We start from the raw sequence: 14750 nt of genomic DNA on the forward strand, positions 1-14750 counted from the left end.
ACCTCAATTCCGCGTCTCCAGAATTGAGGATTGTCCTTCACATATGTAAGGTTCTCTTTTTCACATCACCCTCTGGCTTTGCTGAAAAAGGATATGGTTTTCATAGCGCCTCACAGGACAGCTTTCATGAATTATCTATGCAAAAGTCACAAGGACATGCACGCAAAAGTCATATTAGGCAAGACAGGCTTGTGCTTGCTCAATTTGGATTTTAACCTGCTCGAAACCAGTGCCTCCCAAGGAATGACGACGGCGAACAGCCGCTTCTGGCGCTAAGACATCATAAATATCTTCTTCAATCAGCGCACTTTCCTTTTGCATCTCATCAAGCGGTAAATCTAACAAGTAAATGCCCTTTTGAATACAGGTAAAGACAAGTTTTCCTGTTACCTCATGTGCCTCACGGAATGGCATACCCTTTGTAGCCAGATAATCTGCAAGCTCTGTGGCATTTGAGAAGTCAGCATGGACAGCTTGTTGTAAACGTTCTGTATTGACTGTCATTGTACGCACCATACCTTCAAAGATTTTAAGTGAGCCAAGGATTGTATGGACGGTATCGAACATGCCTTCCTTGTCCTCCTGCATATCTTTATTGTATGTTAATGGTGTACCTTTTAACACCGTTAATAAGCCCATGAGGTTGCCATAGACACGACCTGTTTTACCGCGAATTAGCTCTGCCATATCAGGATTTTTCTTTTGTGGCATAATGGATGAGCCTGTTGAAAAAGCATCATCCAGCTCGATAAACTTAAATTCATCCGTTGACCATATAATAATTTCCTCTGCAAAGCGTGACAGATGTGCCATGAGCAATGATGAATTACTTAAAAATTCAACAATAAAGTCACGGTCACTTACAGCATCCATCGAGTTTGCATAAACCTTGCTAAAGCCAAGCAGCTCCGCTGATTGTAAGCGGTCGATTGGGAATGTAGTACCTGCCATTGCCCCTGCACCTAATGGCAAAATATCAATGCGTTTGATGGATTCTGTGAAGCGCTGTTTATCACGCTCTAGCATCCAAAAATAGGCCATTAAATGATGGGCAAAGGAGATAGGCTGCGCACGCTGTAAATGTGTATAGCCTGGTGCAATCGTTTCGATATGCTCCTGTGCTTTCTCTATTAATGTGTGTTGGAATGCTGCAATTAAATCAATTGCTTCCTGTACACGTTTTTTCAAGAAAAGATGCATATCTGTTGCTACTTGGTCATTACGGCTACGACCTGTATGCAGTTTGCCGCCAACAGGACCGATTAAATCAATTAACATTTTTTCTAAATTTAAGTGGATATCTTCATTAGCAACGGTAAATTCAAGCTCACCAGCTAATGCCTTGTCTTTTAATTGGGCAAGACCATCTAAGATAGCTTCAACGTCAGCTGCTGGTAAAATGCCTGTTGCACCAAGCATTGTAACATGTGCAACACTACCTTCAAGGTCCTCTAGCACAAGCTCCTGGTCAAAGCCAATAGATGCGCCAAACTCATCTACCCATGCTTCTGCCGACTTTTGAAAACGCCCACCCCAAAGTTTTGTCATCACAGCTCACCTTTTCCTTCATTACTTCTCAAAAGGTGTAGTGCAAACAGCAATGCTTCCCTACACCTTATTTGTCAAGCTTACTTTTTATTAACAGATGCATTCACTACAGTTGGTAGACCCCATAGCTCAATAAAGCCTACAGCGGAAGCATGGTTGAATTGATCTTCCTTCGAGTATGTTGCCAGTTTTTCATTGTATAAGGAATTTGGTGATTTACGCCCTTCCACAATGGCATGACCTTTGAATAGTTTCACACGCACTGTACCATTTACATATTGCTGTGATTGTGCAAGGAACGCCTCAAGTGCATCACGTAATGGTGAGAACCATAAGCCGTCGTAAATTAATTCAGAAAGCTTTTGCTCAATCACTGGCTTAAAATGTGCTAATTCCTTTACAAGCGTTAAATCTTCCAGCTCTTTATGTGCTGTTAGTAGCACCTTTGCCCCCGGGATTTCATATACTTCACGTGATTTAATACCAACAAGACGATTTTCCACATGGTCAATACGTCCAACACCATGCTCACCTGCAATGGCATTTAATTGTTGGATTAAATCTGCTAGCTTCATTTCTTCGCCATTTAAAGCAACAGGCTTCCCAGCAACAAATTCAATTTCAACGAATTCTGGTGTATCTGGCGTGTTTTCAATTGCCTTTGTTAAGCCATATGCCTCCTCTGGTGGTGCAACCCAAGGGTCTTCCATAATGCCCGCTTCATTCGCACGCCCCCATAAGTTTTGGTCAATAGAAAATGGAGAATCCAATGTTGCAGGAACTGGTACATTATGCTTAATCGCATATTCGATTTCCTCATCGCGGCTCCAGCCCCACTCACGTACAGGTGCTAAAACCTCTAAGTCAGGATTTAATGCTTTAATGGAAACTTCAAAACGAACTTGGTCATTCCCTTTCCCTGTGCAACCATGAGCAACAGCGTCCGCGCCTACTTGGTTTGCAATTTCCACTAATTTTTTTGAAATAAGTGGACGAGAAAGTGCTGATACTAATGGATATTTTTGCTCATACCATGTATGTGCCTGCAATGAAATTAATGCATATTCCTCAGCGAACTCATCCTTTGCATCTACCATATAAGACTCAATTGCGCCAACTTGTAATGCTTTATTTTTAATAAATTCAAGGTCTTTTCCTTCACCAACATCAAGACATACGGCAATAACGTCCCAGCCTTGCTCCTTTAACCATGGAATTGCGACTGAAGTATCCAGTCCACCTGAATATGCTAATACAACTTTTTTATTTGTCATGAAAAATGCGCCTCCAATTGCTGCTATCAATATGTATGTTTATACATTTGTTTAAAAGTTTATACATGAATACTATCATGTTATAAAAATAAAAACAAGTGTATTTTTATAAATTTATAACATTTCATTTTTGGCTTATAAAAGAAGGTATAACAATACTTAAAGCCCTATTACAAGCAATGCATATTTTTACACGAAAAAACGTTTTTTAGCTCGTTATAGTACGTTGATGGTCATAACCACCTTTATCAGTTGCATTCAAATTTTTCGTGCTCATATGGCGTATATTTAAATATCTATAAAAATATATATTTTTCAGAATTATAAGATAATCGAACCAGTAGGGATTGTGGAACGACAGGCAGAGAAAAAGAAGCTCATTACAAATCATTATAAAGAGCTTCAAGAACGTAGTGCCTATATTTTATTTTTAAAGCAAAACACATTTGGTCAATATGCGGTTATCAATAATAACTTGGGTAAATTTAATATCGATCAAACTGATTCCTTCGATATAGGCGAGGAAAAATCAGCAGAAGCGAAGCAATTTAAAGAAGATGTACTGAAAAAATATATGCTTCCATAAAAACAGCCACCAATGTCGTTTGGCGGCTGTTGTTTATTTTTTATGGAAAAATGATTTGCCTAAAAATTCAATGGTGGCTGGAGCTAGTGCATAAAGCTTGCTCGTTAGTCCCATAATTTTGGGTAAGTTGACCTCACGTACAGGACGTTCAATCGTTTTCACGGTCGCCTGTGCCACCTCCTCAGCGGACAATAACAATTTGCCTAAAGATGCTCGGTAGCCATGGTCATCGCTTGCCTTATCTAAAAAAGGCGTATCAATAGGACCTGGATGAATCACAGTGACATGGATATGATAAGGTGCTAATTCCATACGCAGCCCATTCGTAAAGCCAACTAATGCATGCTTTGTTGCTGCATAGACACTCGCCTTTGGTGTGGCAACCTTTCCTGCCTGTGAGCCGAGAAAAATGAAATGCCCTTGCTGACGCTGCATCATTGTGGCTGCTAAACGTTTGGTAAGATAGATGGGCACAGCAATATTTAGCTCAAGCATTTGTGCAATTGCCTGATCTGATAAAGCTGGGGCAATCTCAAATTTCCCTACACCTGCTGATAAAATTGCGACATCCAGTAAAGGTAGCTGTGCACAAACCTTATCAATAGCAGCTAAATTGCTTAAATCAGCTTGGATAACATTGGCTCCTAAGCGCTCCAATGCTTTTAATGCCACTGCATTGCGACCCGTTGCATAAACGGTATGCCCCTGTGCTACTAGTAATTCTGTAATTTTCAAGCCAACACCGCTTGTTGCACCTGTAACGAAAATCGTTTTGTTCCTCATCGATCAGCCTGCTTTCTTGTAAATAAATAAATGCCCTCTGCTGTTTTTGTCGATGTCACTAATTGATGTGCCTCTAAATAATCTAAATGACCAAGTGTTTTTGATAATGTTAAGCCAAGCTGACGCTGGAAAATGGCAGGATATAAACGCTCTGTTACTTGCACAACCGTTAATTCATCATCCCCCATTAATTCATAAACCTTCATCGACTGCTGATGCTGACGTTCAAGTCGCTGATCAATCAATGCTGGAATACCCTCCAGCTCTGCCCCATGTCCTGTATGCATCATTTTTACAGGCAATTGACGCAAAATTTCAAGCGAGGCATTATATTGCAGCAATGATTTTGTACGTCCTACGGTACGATCCAATGGTGGCTCGATTAATGGATTAGGCGTAATTTTTTCAAGCAATAAATCCCCACCAATAACATGATGTGTTTTTTCATCCCAGAAAATAAAATGGCTTTGTGCATGTCCCAATGTTTCAATTGCCTTTAATCCTGGGTGACCAGGCACTTCATCTCCGTCCATTAAAATTTGTGTTAATGGGCGTTCCCCAACAAGCTCTAATTCGCGGCGAACATGGACACTTGTTGGAATATACTGTTGTGGAACACCGTGCTCTAATAAACGCTCACTGTAAAATTGCTCATGATAGCGTAAAAAATCTTCATCATGCCGCAGCCATTTATCATTGTAGGCATGTCCTAAAATTTCTGCATATGGAAAGGCATCTACCCATCCAGCATGATCTGGATGATGGTGGGTTAAGACAACTTGTTCGATATCGCGCATCTCAAAGCCAGCTGCTCGAATCCCCCATTTCAACGCATCATAGGCTTCCATTGTTTTTGGTCCAACATCAAAAATGCTTAGTGCATCCCCCTTGACAATAAATGCATTAACATCTCCTACTGCATAGGGCGTTGGTATTTCTATTTTGTAAATAGACAAAGTTGTTTCCCCCTTTTCACGCACTAGTGAATACGAATTCATTCTATTTTACAAGTTTTTTCTCTTTTCGTCATCCTCCTGTTGACACGTTGCCTATTCATCACTATAATTTTGAATAATCAAATTACTTATATGCGTTGATGAAGCCAAGTAAGTGATTGGTGAAGGTGTTAGAGAGTGTTACATTTTGCTGAAAGTAACATCACCCGCTCCCATTGCTGAACCTACTTCTGAGCAGTTATGCAAACATAACCGTTTCCCTTGCGATAAAAGGGCGAAAAGTTGTGCCAAATTGGCAAACAAAGGTGGTACCGCGGAAACGACAGCGTTTTCGTCCTTGTAAGAAGGACGAGAGCGCTTTTTATTTTGGTTCGACAGGGACATTTAAGTACCTGCTGCACCAAAATAAAGCACTAGCGGCTATCACAGATTTTGAACTGGAGGTGTTGGTCATGAAAAAAATAGTATTTATTGGTGCAGGTTCAATGGCTGAGGCGTTGATGCAAGGCTGGATTAAGCAAAATGTGCTAACCGCACAGGAAATTTACATTACGAATCGTTCTGATAAGGAGCGTTTACAGTTTTTACATGAAACATATGGGGTGAATAAGGTGGATGACCCTGCTATTTATCAGCAGGCAGACGTCATTATTTTGGCGATGAAACCAAAGGATGCGATTGTGGCAATGCGTGAATTAAAATCGAAAATTACAGCTCAATCTGCTGTGGTATCGGTGCTAGCAGGTGTTTCCATCGATACGATTACACAATTTTTAGGTGAACGCCCTATCGCACGTGTGATGCCAAATACCTCTGCGACAATCGGTATGTCCGCAAGTGGCATCGCCTTTAATGACAAAGTATCTGCCACACAGCGGACAATGTTCCTTGAATTGCTAGAGGCGATTGGCTCTGTTATCGAAGTCAATGAAGATCAATTACATGCAGTAACAGCTCTTTCAGGTAGTGGTCCTGCTTATATTTATTATTTAATGGAGGCTTTTGAACGAGTAGGCACAAAGGTGGGACTATCTAAAGATACAGTACGACTACTTATGACACAAACACTTGCTGGTAGTGCTGAAATGCTCAAGCAATCCACAGATGAACCTGATGTTTTACGCAAAAAGGTCACAAGCCCAGGAGGCACAACAGAGGCTGGTATTCAAGCATTAGAGCAACATCAATTCCATGAAGCTATTGAGGCATGCATTAAAGAAGCAGAAGCCCGATCTCGTTCACTTGCAAATGGCTAGCAACAGGTGCAAAATAAAGCATATCACTAGGAATTAGGAGGCTTTATTTTGAGCAAATTATTCGAACCTTATCAACTACAATCCATTACTTTAAAAAATCGTGTTGTGATGGCGCCGATGTGTATGTATTCTGCACAGGAGGATGGGCTTGTTACACCCTTCCATCTCGTACACTATGCAACACGCGCAGCAGGTCAAGTAGGGCTTATAATTGTTGAAGCAACAGGTGTTGTCCCTGAAGGTCGTATTTCCAATAAGGATTTAGGTATTTGGGATGATGCACATATCGAAGGTTTACGTCAATTAGTGGATGGGATGAAAGCATATGGCGCAAAAGCAGGCATTCAGCTTGCACATGCGGGGCGTAAAGCGACGGTAGATGGCGAAATCTTTGCTCCATCCGCTATTGCCTTTAGTGAAGATTACAAAACACCAACGGCAATGACAGAGGATGATATTCATCATGTTATCGAAGCCTTTAAGCAAGCAGCTATCCGCGCAGCCAAGGCAGGCTTCGATGTGCTCGAAATACACGGAGCACATGGCTATTTAATCAGTGAATTTTTATCGCCTGCAACGAATAAACGTCAGGATCAATATGGTGGCTCACAGGAAAATCGTTATCGTATATTGCGCCAAGTGATTGATGCCGTACGTAGTGTATGGGAAGGACCTTTACTTGTCCGTGTTTCTGCGGAGGACTATGCAGAGGATGGTACAACAATGGAGGACTTTATTATCTTTAGTCGCTGGATGAAATCACAAGGCGTTGATTTGATTGATGTATCAACAGGCGGGGTTGTGCAAGCAGCTATCCATGCATTCCCAGGCTACCAAGTACCACATGCAGAGGCCATTAAGCATGGGGCAAATATTCCAACTGGTGCAGTTGGTCTGATTACAACAGCTATTCAAGCAGAGGAAATTTTACAAAACAACCGTGCCGATTTAATTTTCCTTGCGCGTGCTTTACTACGAGAGCCTTATTGGCCGCTCCATGCTGCAAAAGCGTTGGGCGAGGATATTCAACCACCTGTACAATATGTGCGAGGCTGGTAATAGCACATAAAAAAAACAGCTTGTCCCAATACAAGCTGTTTTTTTTGCTTATAAAAGAGGGTTTTGCTTTAGTTCTTCTTCAATTGCCTGTACCAATGCCTCAGCATGATCTGCGGTAATGATTTCTCCGTTGACAATAGCAAACAAACCCTGCTCACAAACTTCACAGTGCGAGGTACAGCCCGATTCCTCCACCTCGATATCATCACGCTCCATCAATACATCATAGGCATCTGCTGCACCTAGTGATAGGTTTGTAATGCAAAACTCCACTCTATTTTTCATAAGCTGTGGCTCTTTTTTCCTTTTAAATAGCGAAAATACCATGATTAACGCCCCCCTCTATCTAATTATGCTGTGAAGGTGACAGAGCTTGCAAGAAAGATGACCTTATTTATTGCGCTGTATATTTTTTGATAGCAGGGATAATATCATTGCCGATGATTTCAATATTTTTCATCATTTTATCGAATGGTACACCACCAAAATCAATTTGTGCCATAAAGCGCTGCATACCGAATAGCTCGTATTGATACAATAATTTTTCAATAATTTGCTCTTTACTGCCAACCATTAAGGCATCATGCACATTTGGTGCTTGCATAAATTGCTGCTGTGGATAGCCACTGCCACGAATCGCCTGGAAGCCGCCGTTTAAATGTGGGTACATCCCGTCTAATGCTTCTTGTGTTGTATCGGCTACATAAAACAGGCTCGTTGTTGCAATTGGTAGCTCATTTGGCTCAAAGCCACTGCGCCCTGCCGCCTCTCGGTATGCATCAACGGATGGCTTAAAATGGCTCGCAGGCCCACCTAATGTTGTGAGCATCATCGGAATCCCCATATAGCCTGCTTTAATGGCACTGGCAGGTGGTCCACCAACCGCTCGCCAAATCGGTAAGGAGCCATTTTTAGGCTGTGGTAAAATTTGAGCATGGTGGAGTGGTGCACGAAATTGCCCCTCCCATGTCACAAGCTCCTCCTCATTAATTTTCACGAGTAGCGCTAATTTCTCCTCAAAAATCTCTTCATAGTTTTGTAGATCAACGCCAAGTAAATGATAGGCTCCTACACGGGAACCACGTCCTGCTACAATTTCTGCACGCCCGTCAGATAATAAATCAAGTGTAGCAAAATCCTCATAGACGCGCACAGGGTCTGACACACTTAGCACCGTAGCAGAGCTTGCTAACTTAATGCTTGATGTTGCTTGTGCAATCGCCCCTAACACAACCGTATGTGCCTGTGTTGTAAAATACGTTTGATGACTTTCACCAATAGCGAACACATCAATTCCTGCCTGCTCTGCCAATTGGCTTGCCTCTACTAGCTCCTGTAAACGCTGCTGCGCAGAAATACGTTCGCCTGTTAATGGGTTAGGAATATGATCTCCTAAAGAATATAGCCCAAATTCAAGACCTTGTGATTGGTTGATACGATATTTTTCCATATTTATACGCTCTCCTTAATCGAGTGGTTCTAAAAAAGCTTCAATATCAGCACGTTTTTCTTCTAAAAATGGTGGAAGCTCTAAATTTTTGCCAAGGTCTTCCACAGTACAATCTACTGTAAATCCTGGACCGTCTGTTGCTAGTTCAAATAAAATACCATTACGATCTCTAAAGTAAAGGCTCTGGAAATAATAACGATCTACAACACCTGAGCTATCAAAGCCTCGCTCCTTAATTTTGGCAGCCCATGCTTGTAGCTCTTCCACGCTCTCTATACGCAATGCTAAATGGTGAATACTCCCTTTGCCTGGCTTTTCGCTTGGCCCTTCTAGCTCTTTCACAATAATTTCACCAAATACTTCCCCTTCAATTGCTTGAAGAACTGCTTCCTCCTCACGTTCTGCAACAACTGTATATTGGAATAGGTCTTGTAGTAGATGCACTGTGCGCTGCAAATAGCGAACCGTTATTTCCACTGTCCCCATACCTAAAATACGATGTGCTGCTGGAATATCATTGCCATCCCATGGCTGCCAATGTGCAGGCGTAGCTTGGCCATGATGATTAATTAGCACCATACGTAGGCCTTCATGGTCTTCAAAAAATAGGGCATCTTTTCCTGCATAGGTTGTAATGGCGCTATGTTCAACCCCCTGCTGTTGAAAGCGCTCCTGCCAATAGCGCAGGCTATCATAGCTTGGGACAAGTAAGCCAATACGTGTAATGGCATTTGTTCCTCTTACAGTTCGTCCAGCGACAGGCATTTCAAAAAAGGTTAGCTCTGTACCAGCCGCACCTGTTAGATCGCCATAAAATAAATGATACATGGATGGTGAATCTTGATTGACGGTTTTTTTCACACGTCGTAGCCCTAAAATTTTTGTATAAAAATCATTATTGTTTTTGCCATTTTTCGTTAGCATGGAAATATGGTGATGTCCATTTAATTTTTTCATGATTATTAGTCCTCCTTGTTATTATCACTTGATTGAGCAAGTGATAGTGTAAAAAAATTACATTGGTGGCAATTGCTTTTCTCGACTATGCTTTTCAAGCTTTGTCAGCATATTATATAAAGATTTTATTTCTTCTTCTGTTAATATATCTTCAAAAAATGAAGACTGGAAGTGAAGCTGGCTTGGTGTTGCAGCATCTAGCATCTGTTCCCCTTTTATTGTTAGCGAAATCGTTTTAGTCTTCCAATTTTGCTTACGCATAATAAGCCCCTCTTTTTCAAGTCGGGCAAGCATACGGGACATTCCACCCTGCGTAACGGTTACTTTCTCCGCTAATTGGGATTGCGTAATAGGCGCATAGGTTTTTATTTGCATGAGCACATCAAATTGTGCAGTGGTTAAATCAAAGCGTTTTAAAAATTCATTGGACAGGTGATTACTTTGCGTTGTAAAGCGCATCATCCGAATCCATGTTAATGTGCCTAATGTATGATTTTTCATAGCCTGCTCCTCTCTTTTATTATCACTTTACCACGCAAGTGAATGCAAAGCAAGAAAAATATCTCGAATTCGAGGTATTTTTCATATAGGGATGCCCCCTATATAATACCATGTGGTGTAATTGGATATAAGTTGCCATGAAAGGCAAAAGAAATTCTACCTGTTTCTTCTGATACAATCATAATCAGTGCATCACTCATTTCACTTAAGCCTAATGCAGCACGATGCCTTGTGCCTAATTTCTTTTCACCTGTATAACGCTCTGATAATGGTAGTACATTTGCGGCTGACTCAATCACATTATGATGAATTAGCACTGCTCCATCATGTAGTGGATTCCCCGGAAAGAAAATAGATTCCAGCAATGAATGTGTCACCTCCGCACCAATATGTACACCGGGCTGAATCAAATGCTGTAACGAATCTTCACGTTCAATCACAATTAAACCACCATGCTTTCTCGTGGACATATTTTGCACGCTATACGATAGTTCTGGATATTTTTCGGTAAATGGGGAAAGATAGCAATTCAAATAAAATGTAGCGGCTTTCATTTCAATGGTCATAAATTTCTCTTTAATTTTTTCAAAATTACCAAGAAGGCAGTTTGTGTCTGTGTCCATTTCCTCTATGCTTTGCTGCAATGATAAAATTACTTGAAGCAGCTCCTCCTTTAACGTTTCCTTCATTGGCGAAAAGTCGCAATTGATCGTATCCATGCAAACACCTCTCATTGTTTCAGCTTTGTATAGAGTAGTGTTTCTCCATCGCTATTTTTTATGCTTATGAAAAACGACTCCCTACTATTGAAATAGGAAGTCGCTCTAGTTGGCTTACATATGTCCTGCGCGAATTTTTTTCACAATACTAAAGGTCGTATACATAGCAGCAGGTCCTAGCACAGCGATAAAAATAAGCCAGACGGTTAAATTATCATTTGCCTTCAATGCTTCATAGTTTGTGATGACAAAGACGATTAGACCAAATAATAAAAAATAACTCAGCACATTTGGAAAAATGACGATTAAGCGCAAGAGTGCTGGTGGCATCTTTTGTTGATTCATGTAAACTACACCCCTTTTTCAATTATACGGGAATAATACCATTGCCTGCACTATATTTCTGTTATACTTTATATTTGCCTGCGGATTGCTGAAGGCTTTCGGCTGTTGCATTTAATTGATCGATAAATGCTGTCATGCCCTCCATGCTTTGTGCTTGATGTTTTGCCTTTTGTGCAACGGCATCAACACTGTTAGATGTTTGCTTTGCGAGCAATGATACATCCTCCATCGTTGCTGTTACTTCCTCTGTGCTTGCAGCAATCTCCTCTGTTGAGCTAGATACTAAATCCACCTGTGTTGCCAGCACTTGTACATCATTATGAATGCCCTCGAAGGATTGTTGTGCTTCCTCCACAACGGAACGCCCCGCATGTAAAACATCTGCTGTCGATTGAATAGTTATCACCATATTAGCGGTTTCTTTTTGAACATCTACTACTACTTGTGTAATGCGATCTGCTGCGACTTTAGAATCTTCTGCCAATTTACGCACTTCCTCGGCTACGACTGCAAAGCCTTTTCCTGCTTCTCCAGCACGAGCCGCTTCAATAGAAGCATTTAATGCTAGTAAATTCGTTTGATCGGAAATACCTGTGATGACATTGGTAAATTCTCCAATCATTGCGGATAATTTTTCTAATTCCTGTGTACCGATAACCGCAAAATCTGTTTTTTCATGAATCGTTACTAATTGCTGCTGAAGTGTACGCATAATTTGTAAGCCATTATCAGCATTTTCCTCTGTGTTACGAGAAATAGTAGAAATTTCAGCAATGGATTCTGAAATATGTTGAATACCTCGTGCTAATTCTTCCATTGAATGCGTGCTATCTTCCGTATTTTGTTGCTGTGCAAAGGATGCCTGTGCAACTTGGCTTGATTCTTGTTGAATTGTAGCAGCGGAATCAAGTGTGTCATGGGCATTTTCTTGAATGGTATATGTCGCTGCTTTAATGTCGTTCGCACCTTGCTTTAATTCCCGCATAATTATTTGGAAATTGTCCATCATGCCATTAAATGAAGCAACTAATCGCCCAATTTCATCTTGCGCATTAATAGGGATTCGCTTCGTTAAATCGGCTTCACCTTTACTGATCTCCTCCAAAGAGTCACGTACATTATTAATACGATTGACCTGTCGAGCAATAGATACACCTGTAATAAAGAAAATAACACAAACCACAATTAATGATGCCACAATGGTGCCAATTAAAATATGTGAAAGAATTTTATTCGAAACAATAATAGCTAAAGATGTACCATTGGATAGTGGCTTTACATATTGCGTCACACGTGTTCCATCATAACGCCCTGAAAAATCTGTTGCTTGATGTGTAGAAAAGTGAGCAGACTTAAAACCGATAGCTGCTAAATCTTTATCGGCTGTTGCTGCAATCACCTGACCTGCTTCATCTACAATTGCCGCATATAGCACCGTTGAAGATAAATATTGGTTCAGCTCATTAATATAAGATTCACCGCCAATGCTCGCTTCTAAATCTAATAGCTGCTGACCATTACGTGCTACTTGTATAATTTGTGGTGTTGCAGGATTCCAACTACCTACACCGACAAATTTAAAAAATTCATTGTCAATATCACGGAACTGTGCCTTTTGGACAATTTCCTGTGCACTGCCCTCCAATAATTGCATATATTCCGCCGCTTGCCCATTTGGGTCTGCACCAAAATTAAAGTCAATAGCTGGTGCAATCGATGTTACGGTTGTATTACCTTTATCATCTGTACTCCAAATTTCATCTATACCTCCACGCTCAGCAATCGCTTTTAAATCTTCATGTGTTGCACCTTGGTCAAGAATATACGATGCCATTACGGATTCAGCAATCATTTCTTTCTCCATGATTTCTTCAGCCTTTTCTCGGGATTGAATCGCTGCTTCTAATCCCATCACAATAGAGTTAGCAAGTGCCTCTCCATTGCTCTTTTCACTTTTATATGTAGCTCGGTAAATATAAATAGAAAATGCACCAATAATCAATACAACGATGATCATAATCTCCAGCAGCATCTTCCATTTCATTGAATTTCTCATGCTAACGCTCCCCCTAAAAAGTACAGCTTTTCCATTTCATCATACAATAGTCCTTCCATATATTTCATTCATTTTTTTCAAACTGCTAACAATAAATCAGGAAATTGTCATTAAATTGTAATAATTTAATTAGGATAAATAGCATAAGTTATAGAGGTCAATTTAGGGTATTATCAATTGGATTAAGTAGCGCATTTCATTAGGTGTTTAGAACTACAAAAGAAGTGTTTCAAATAGCTCTTGAAACACCTCCTTAGATGGCTAAAGTAATTGATTGTTGTGCCAAGTAAAGGTTGTATGATCGGCGGTTAATAGTGTTTGTGGGAAAACATGCTGGGCTTGTGCTAAAAACTGAGGTAAATCTTGTGGAAGAAAGCGAGCGCTCAAATGATTTAATAGTAAATAGCTTGCTCCTGCTTGCTGTGCAACTTTGGCTGCCTCTGTATTTGTTGCATGCCCATATTTTGTTGCGAGGTCTGTCATTGTGCCATCAAAGGTTGCTTCATGTACAACAATATCAGCATTCATTGCTAATTGCACAGCTTCTTGACAATATTTTGTATCTCCTAAAATTGTTAGCGTAAAGCCCTTTTTAGGGGGAGCAGTTACATCCTTCGCTTGAATAACAGTGCCATTGTCCAGCACAATATGCTGCCCTTTCTTCAACTGCCCAAGCAGTGGACCTTTCGGAATACCGAGAGCCTGCGCTTTTTCTATTAATAATTCACCTGGTAAATCCTTTTGCTCAATACGATAGCCATAGCATGGAACAACATGGCGCAGCTCCTTAGCGTAAATCGTAAAATAATCATCCTCAAAAATAATGCCCTCCTGCACCTCTACAAAATGCACAGCATATGTTAAATGAGTGTTGGATAACGCCAATGTTTGCTCAATCCATTGCTGTAAGCCTGCTGGACCAAAAATTGTTAAAGACTCATCTCCTCCTTGAAAGGAGCGCGAGCTTAAAAAGCCAGGTAAGCCTAAAATATGATCACCATGTAAATGCGTAATAAAAACTTTCGTTACCTTCCGTGGTTTTAACGAGGTATGTAAAATTTGATGCTGTGTTGCCTCGCCACAGTCAAATAGCCACATTTCCCCTATTTCATCTAATAGCTTCACCATTAAAGCACTTGTATTACGATCTTTTGAAGGCATGCCTGCACCTGTTCCTAAAAAATGTAGCTGCACATCTGCCACCTCGTTTCTTATTCTATCCCTTTATTGTACCCTATTCATATCAAGAAGAAAAACCTT

The 14750-nt window shown here is 40.7% G+C and carries 15 protein-coding genes; 3 read left to right on the forward strand and 12 right to left on the reverse strand.

From position 1 onward, the window contains the following. Positions 1-174: 174 nt before the first annotated feature. Both argH and MHB42_RS11275 read right to left on the reverse strand, forming a co-directional pair. Complete coding sequence (gene argH, locus MHB42_RS11270) at positions 175-1548, reverse strand: argininosuccinate lyase (protein ID WP_340806214.1); 1374 nt, start codon at positions 1546-1548, stop codon at positions 175-177. Positions 1549-1628: 80 nt separating this feature from the next. Then, complete coding sequence (locus tag MHB42_RS11275; protein ID WP_340806216.1) at positions 1629-2822, reverse strand: argininosuccinate synthase; 1194 nt, start codon at positions 2820-2822, stop codon at positions 1629-1631. Between the two features lie 349 nt (positions 2823-3171). Here MHB42_RS11275 and MHB42_RS11280 point away from each other — a divergent pair, with 349 nt between their 5' ends. Next, positions 3172-3408: a hypothetical protein gene (locus tag MHB42_RS11280; protein ID WP_340806218.1), complete on the forward strand. Its 237-nt coding sequence runs from the start codon at positions 3172-3174 to the stop codon at positions 3406-3408. A gap of 33 nt (positions 3409-3441) precedes the next feature. Here the strand turns inward: MHB42_RS11280 and MHB42_RS11285 are convergent, their stop codons facing one another. Beyond that, positions 3442-4191, reverse strand: a complete 750-nt coding sequence (locus tag MHB42_RS11285; protein ID WP_340806220.1) for an SDR family NAD(P)-dependent oxidoreductase — start codon at positions 4189-4191, stop codon at positions 3442-3444. Next, on the reverse strand, positions 4188-5189 hold the full coding sequence (locus MHB42_RS11290; protein ID WP_200908524.1) for an MBL fold metallo-hydrolase: 1002 nt from the start codon (positions 5187-5189) through the stop codon (positions 4188-4190). The genes MHB42_RS11285 and MHB42_RS11290 overlap by 4 nt, the downstream gene beginning before the upstream one ends. A gap of 410 nt (positions 5190-5599) precedes the next feature. On the opposite strand from MHB42_RS11290, the gene proC reads away from it, so the two are divergent. Further along, entirely contained in the window at positions 5600-6403 is an 804-nt protein-coding gene (gene proC / locus MHB42_RS11295) for a pyrroline-5-carboxylate reductase (RefSeq protein WP_340806222.1), read from the forward strand. Positions 6404-6451: 48 nt separating this feature from the next. Continuing rightward, positions 6452-7462 carry an NADPH dehydrogenase NamA gene (gene namA / locus MHB42_RS11300; protein WP_340806223.1) on the forward strand — a complete coding sequence of 337 codons (1011 nt, stop codon included), beginning with the start codon at positions 6452-6454 and terminating at the stop codon, positions 7460-7462. A 48-nt stretch (positions 7463-7510) separates the two neighbouring features. On the opposite strand, the gene MHB42_RS11305 is transcribed toward namA, so the two are convergent. The 8 genes from MHB42_RS11305 to rnz form a co-directional block, all read right to left on the reverse strand. Next, positions 7511-7789, reverse strand: coding sequence for a DUF1450 domain-containing protein (locus tag MHB42_RS11305; protein ID WP_340806224.1), 279 nt, complete (start codon positions 7787-7789; stop codon positions 7511-7513). A gap of 67 nt (positions 7790-7856) precedes the next feature. After that, a complete protein-coding gene (locus MHB42_RS11310) occupies positions 7857-8912 on the reverse strand; it encodes an LLM class flavin-dependent oxidoreductase (RefSeq protein WP_340806226.1) in 1056 nt (351 codons plus the stop codon). A 15-nt stretch (positions 8913-8927) separates the two neighbouring features. After that, on the reverse strand, positions 8928-9869 hold the full coding sequence (locus MHB42_RS11315) for a ring-cleaving dioxygenase (protein ID WP_340806228.1): 942 nt from the start codon (positions 9867-9869) through the stop codon (positions 8928-8930). Between the two features lie 57 nt (positions 9870-9926). Beyond that, positions 9927-10370, reverse strand: coding sequence for a MarR family winged helix-turn-helix transcriptional regulator (locus tag MHB42_RS11320; RefSeq protein WP_340806230.1), 444 nt, complete (start codon positions 10368-10370; stop codon positions 9927-9929). Between the two features lie 98 nt (positions 10371-10468). After that, a complete protein-coding gene (cdaS, locus tag MHB42_RS11325; protein ID WP_340806232.1) occupies positions 10469-11089 on the reverse strand; it encodes a sporulation-specific diadenylate cyclase CdaS in 621 nt (206 codons plus the stop codon). 114 nt (positions 11090-11203) lie between these two features. Next, positions 11204-11434, reverse strand: a complete 231-nt coding sequence (locus MHB42_RS11330) for an acyl-phosphate glycerol 3-phosphate acyltransferase (RefSeq protein ID WP_340806233.1) — start codon at positions 11432-11434, stop codon at positions 11204-11206. A gap of 61 nt (positions 11435-11495) precedes the next feature. Next, entirely contained in the window at positions 11496-13490 is a 1995-nt protein-coding gene (locus MHB42_RS11335) for a methyl-accepting chemotaxis protein (protein ID WP_340806235.1), read from the reverse strand. A 261-nt stretch (positions 13491-13751) separates the two neighbouring features. Beyond that, a complete protein-coding gene (gene rnz, locus MHB42_RS11340) occupies positions 13752-14684 on the reverse strand; it encodes a ribonuclease Z (protein WP_340806236.1) in 933 nt (310 codons plus the stop codon). Positions 14685-14750 lie beyond the last annotated feature (66 nt).

This window comes from Lysinibacillus sp. FSL K6-0232, from assembly GCF_038008325.1.
In the GTDB taxonomy this organism is placed as follows: Bacteria; Bacillota; Bacilli; order Bacillales_A; family Planococcaceae; genus Lysinibacillus.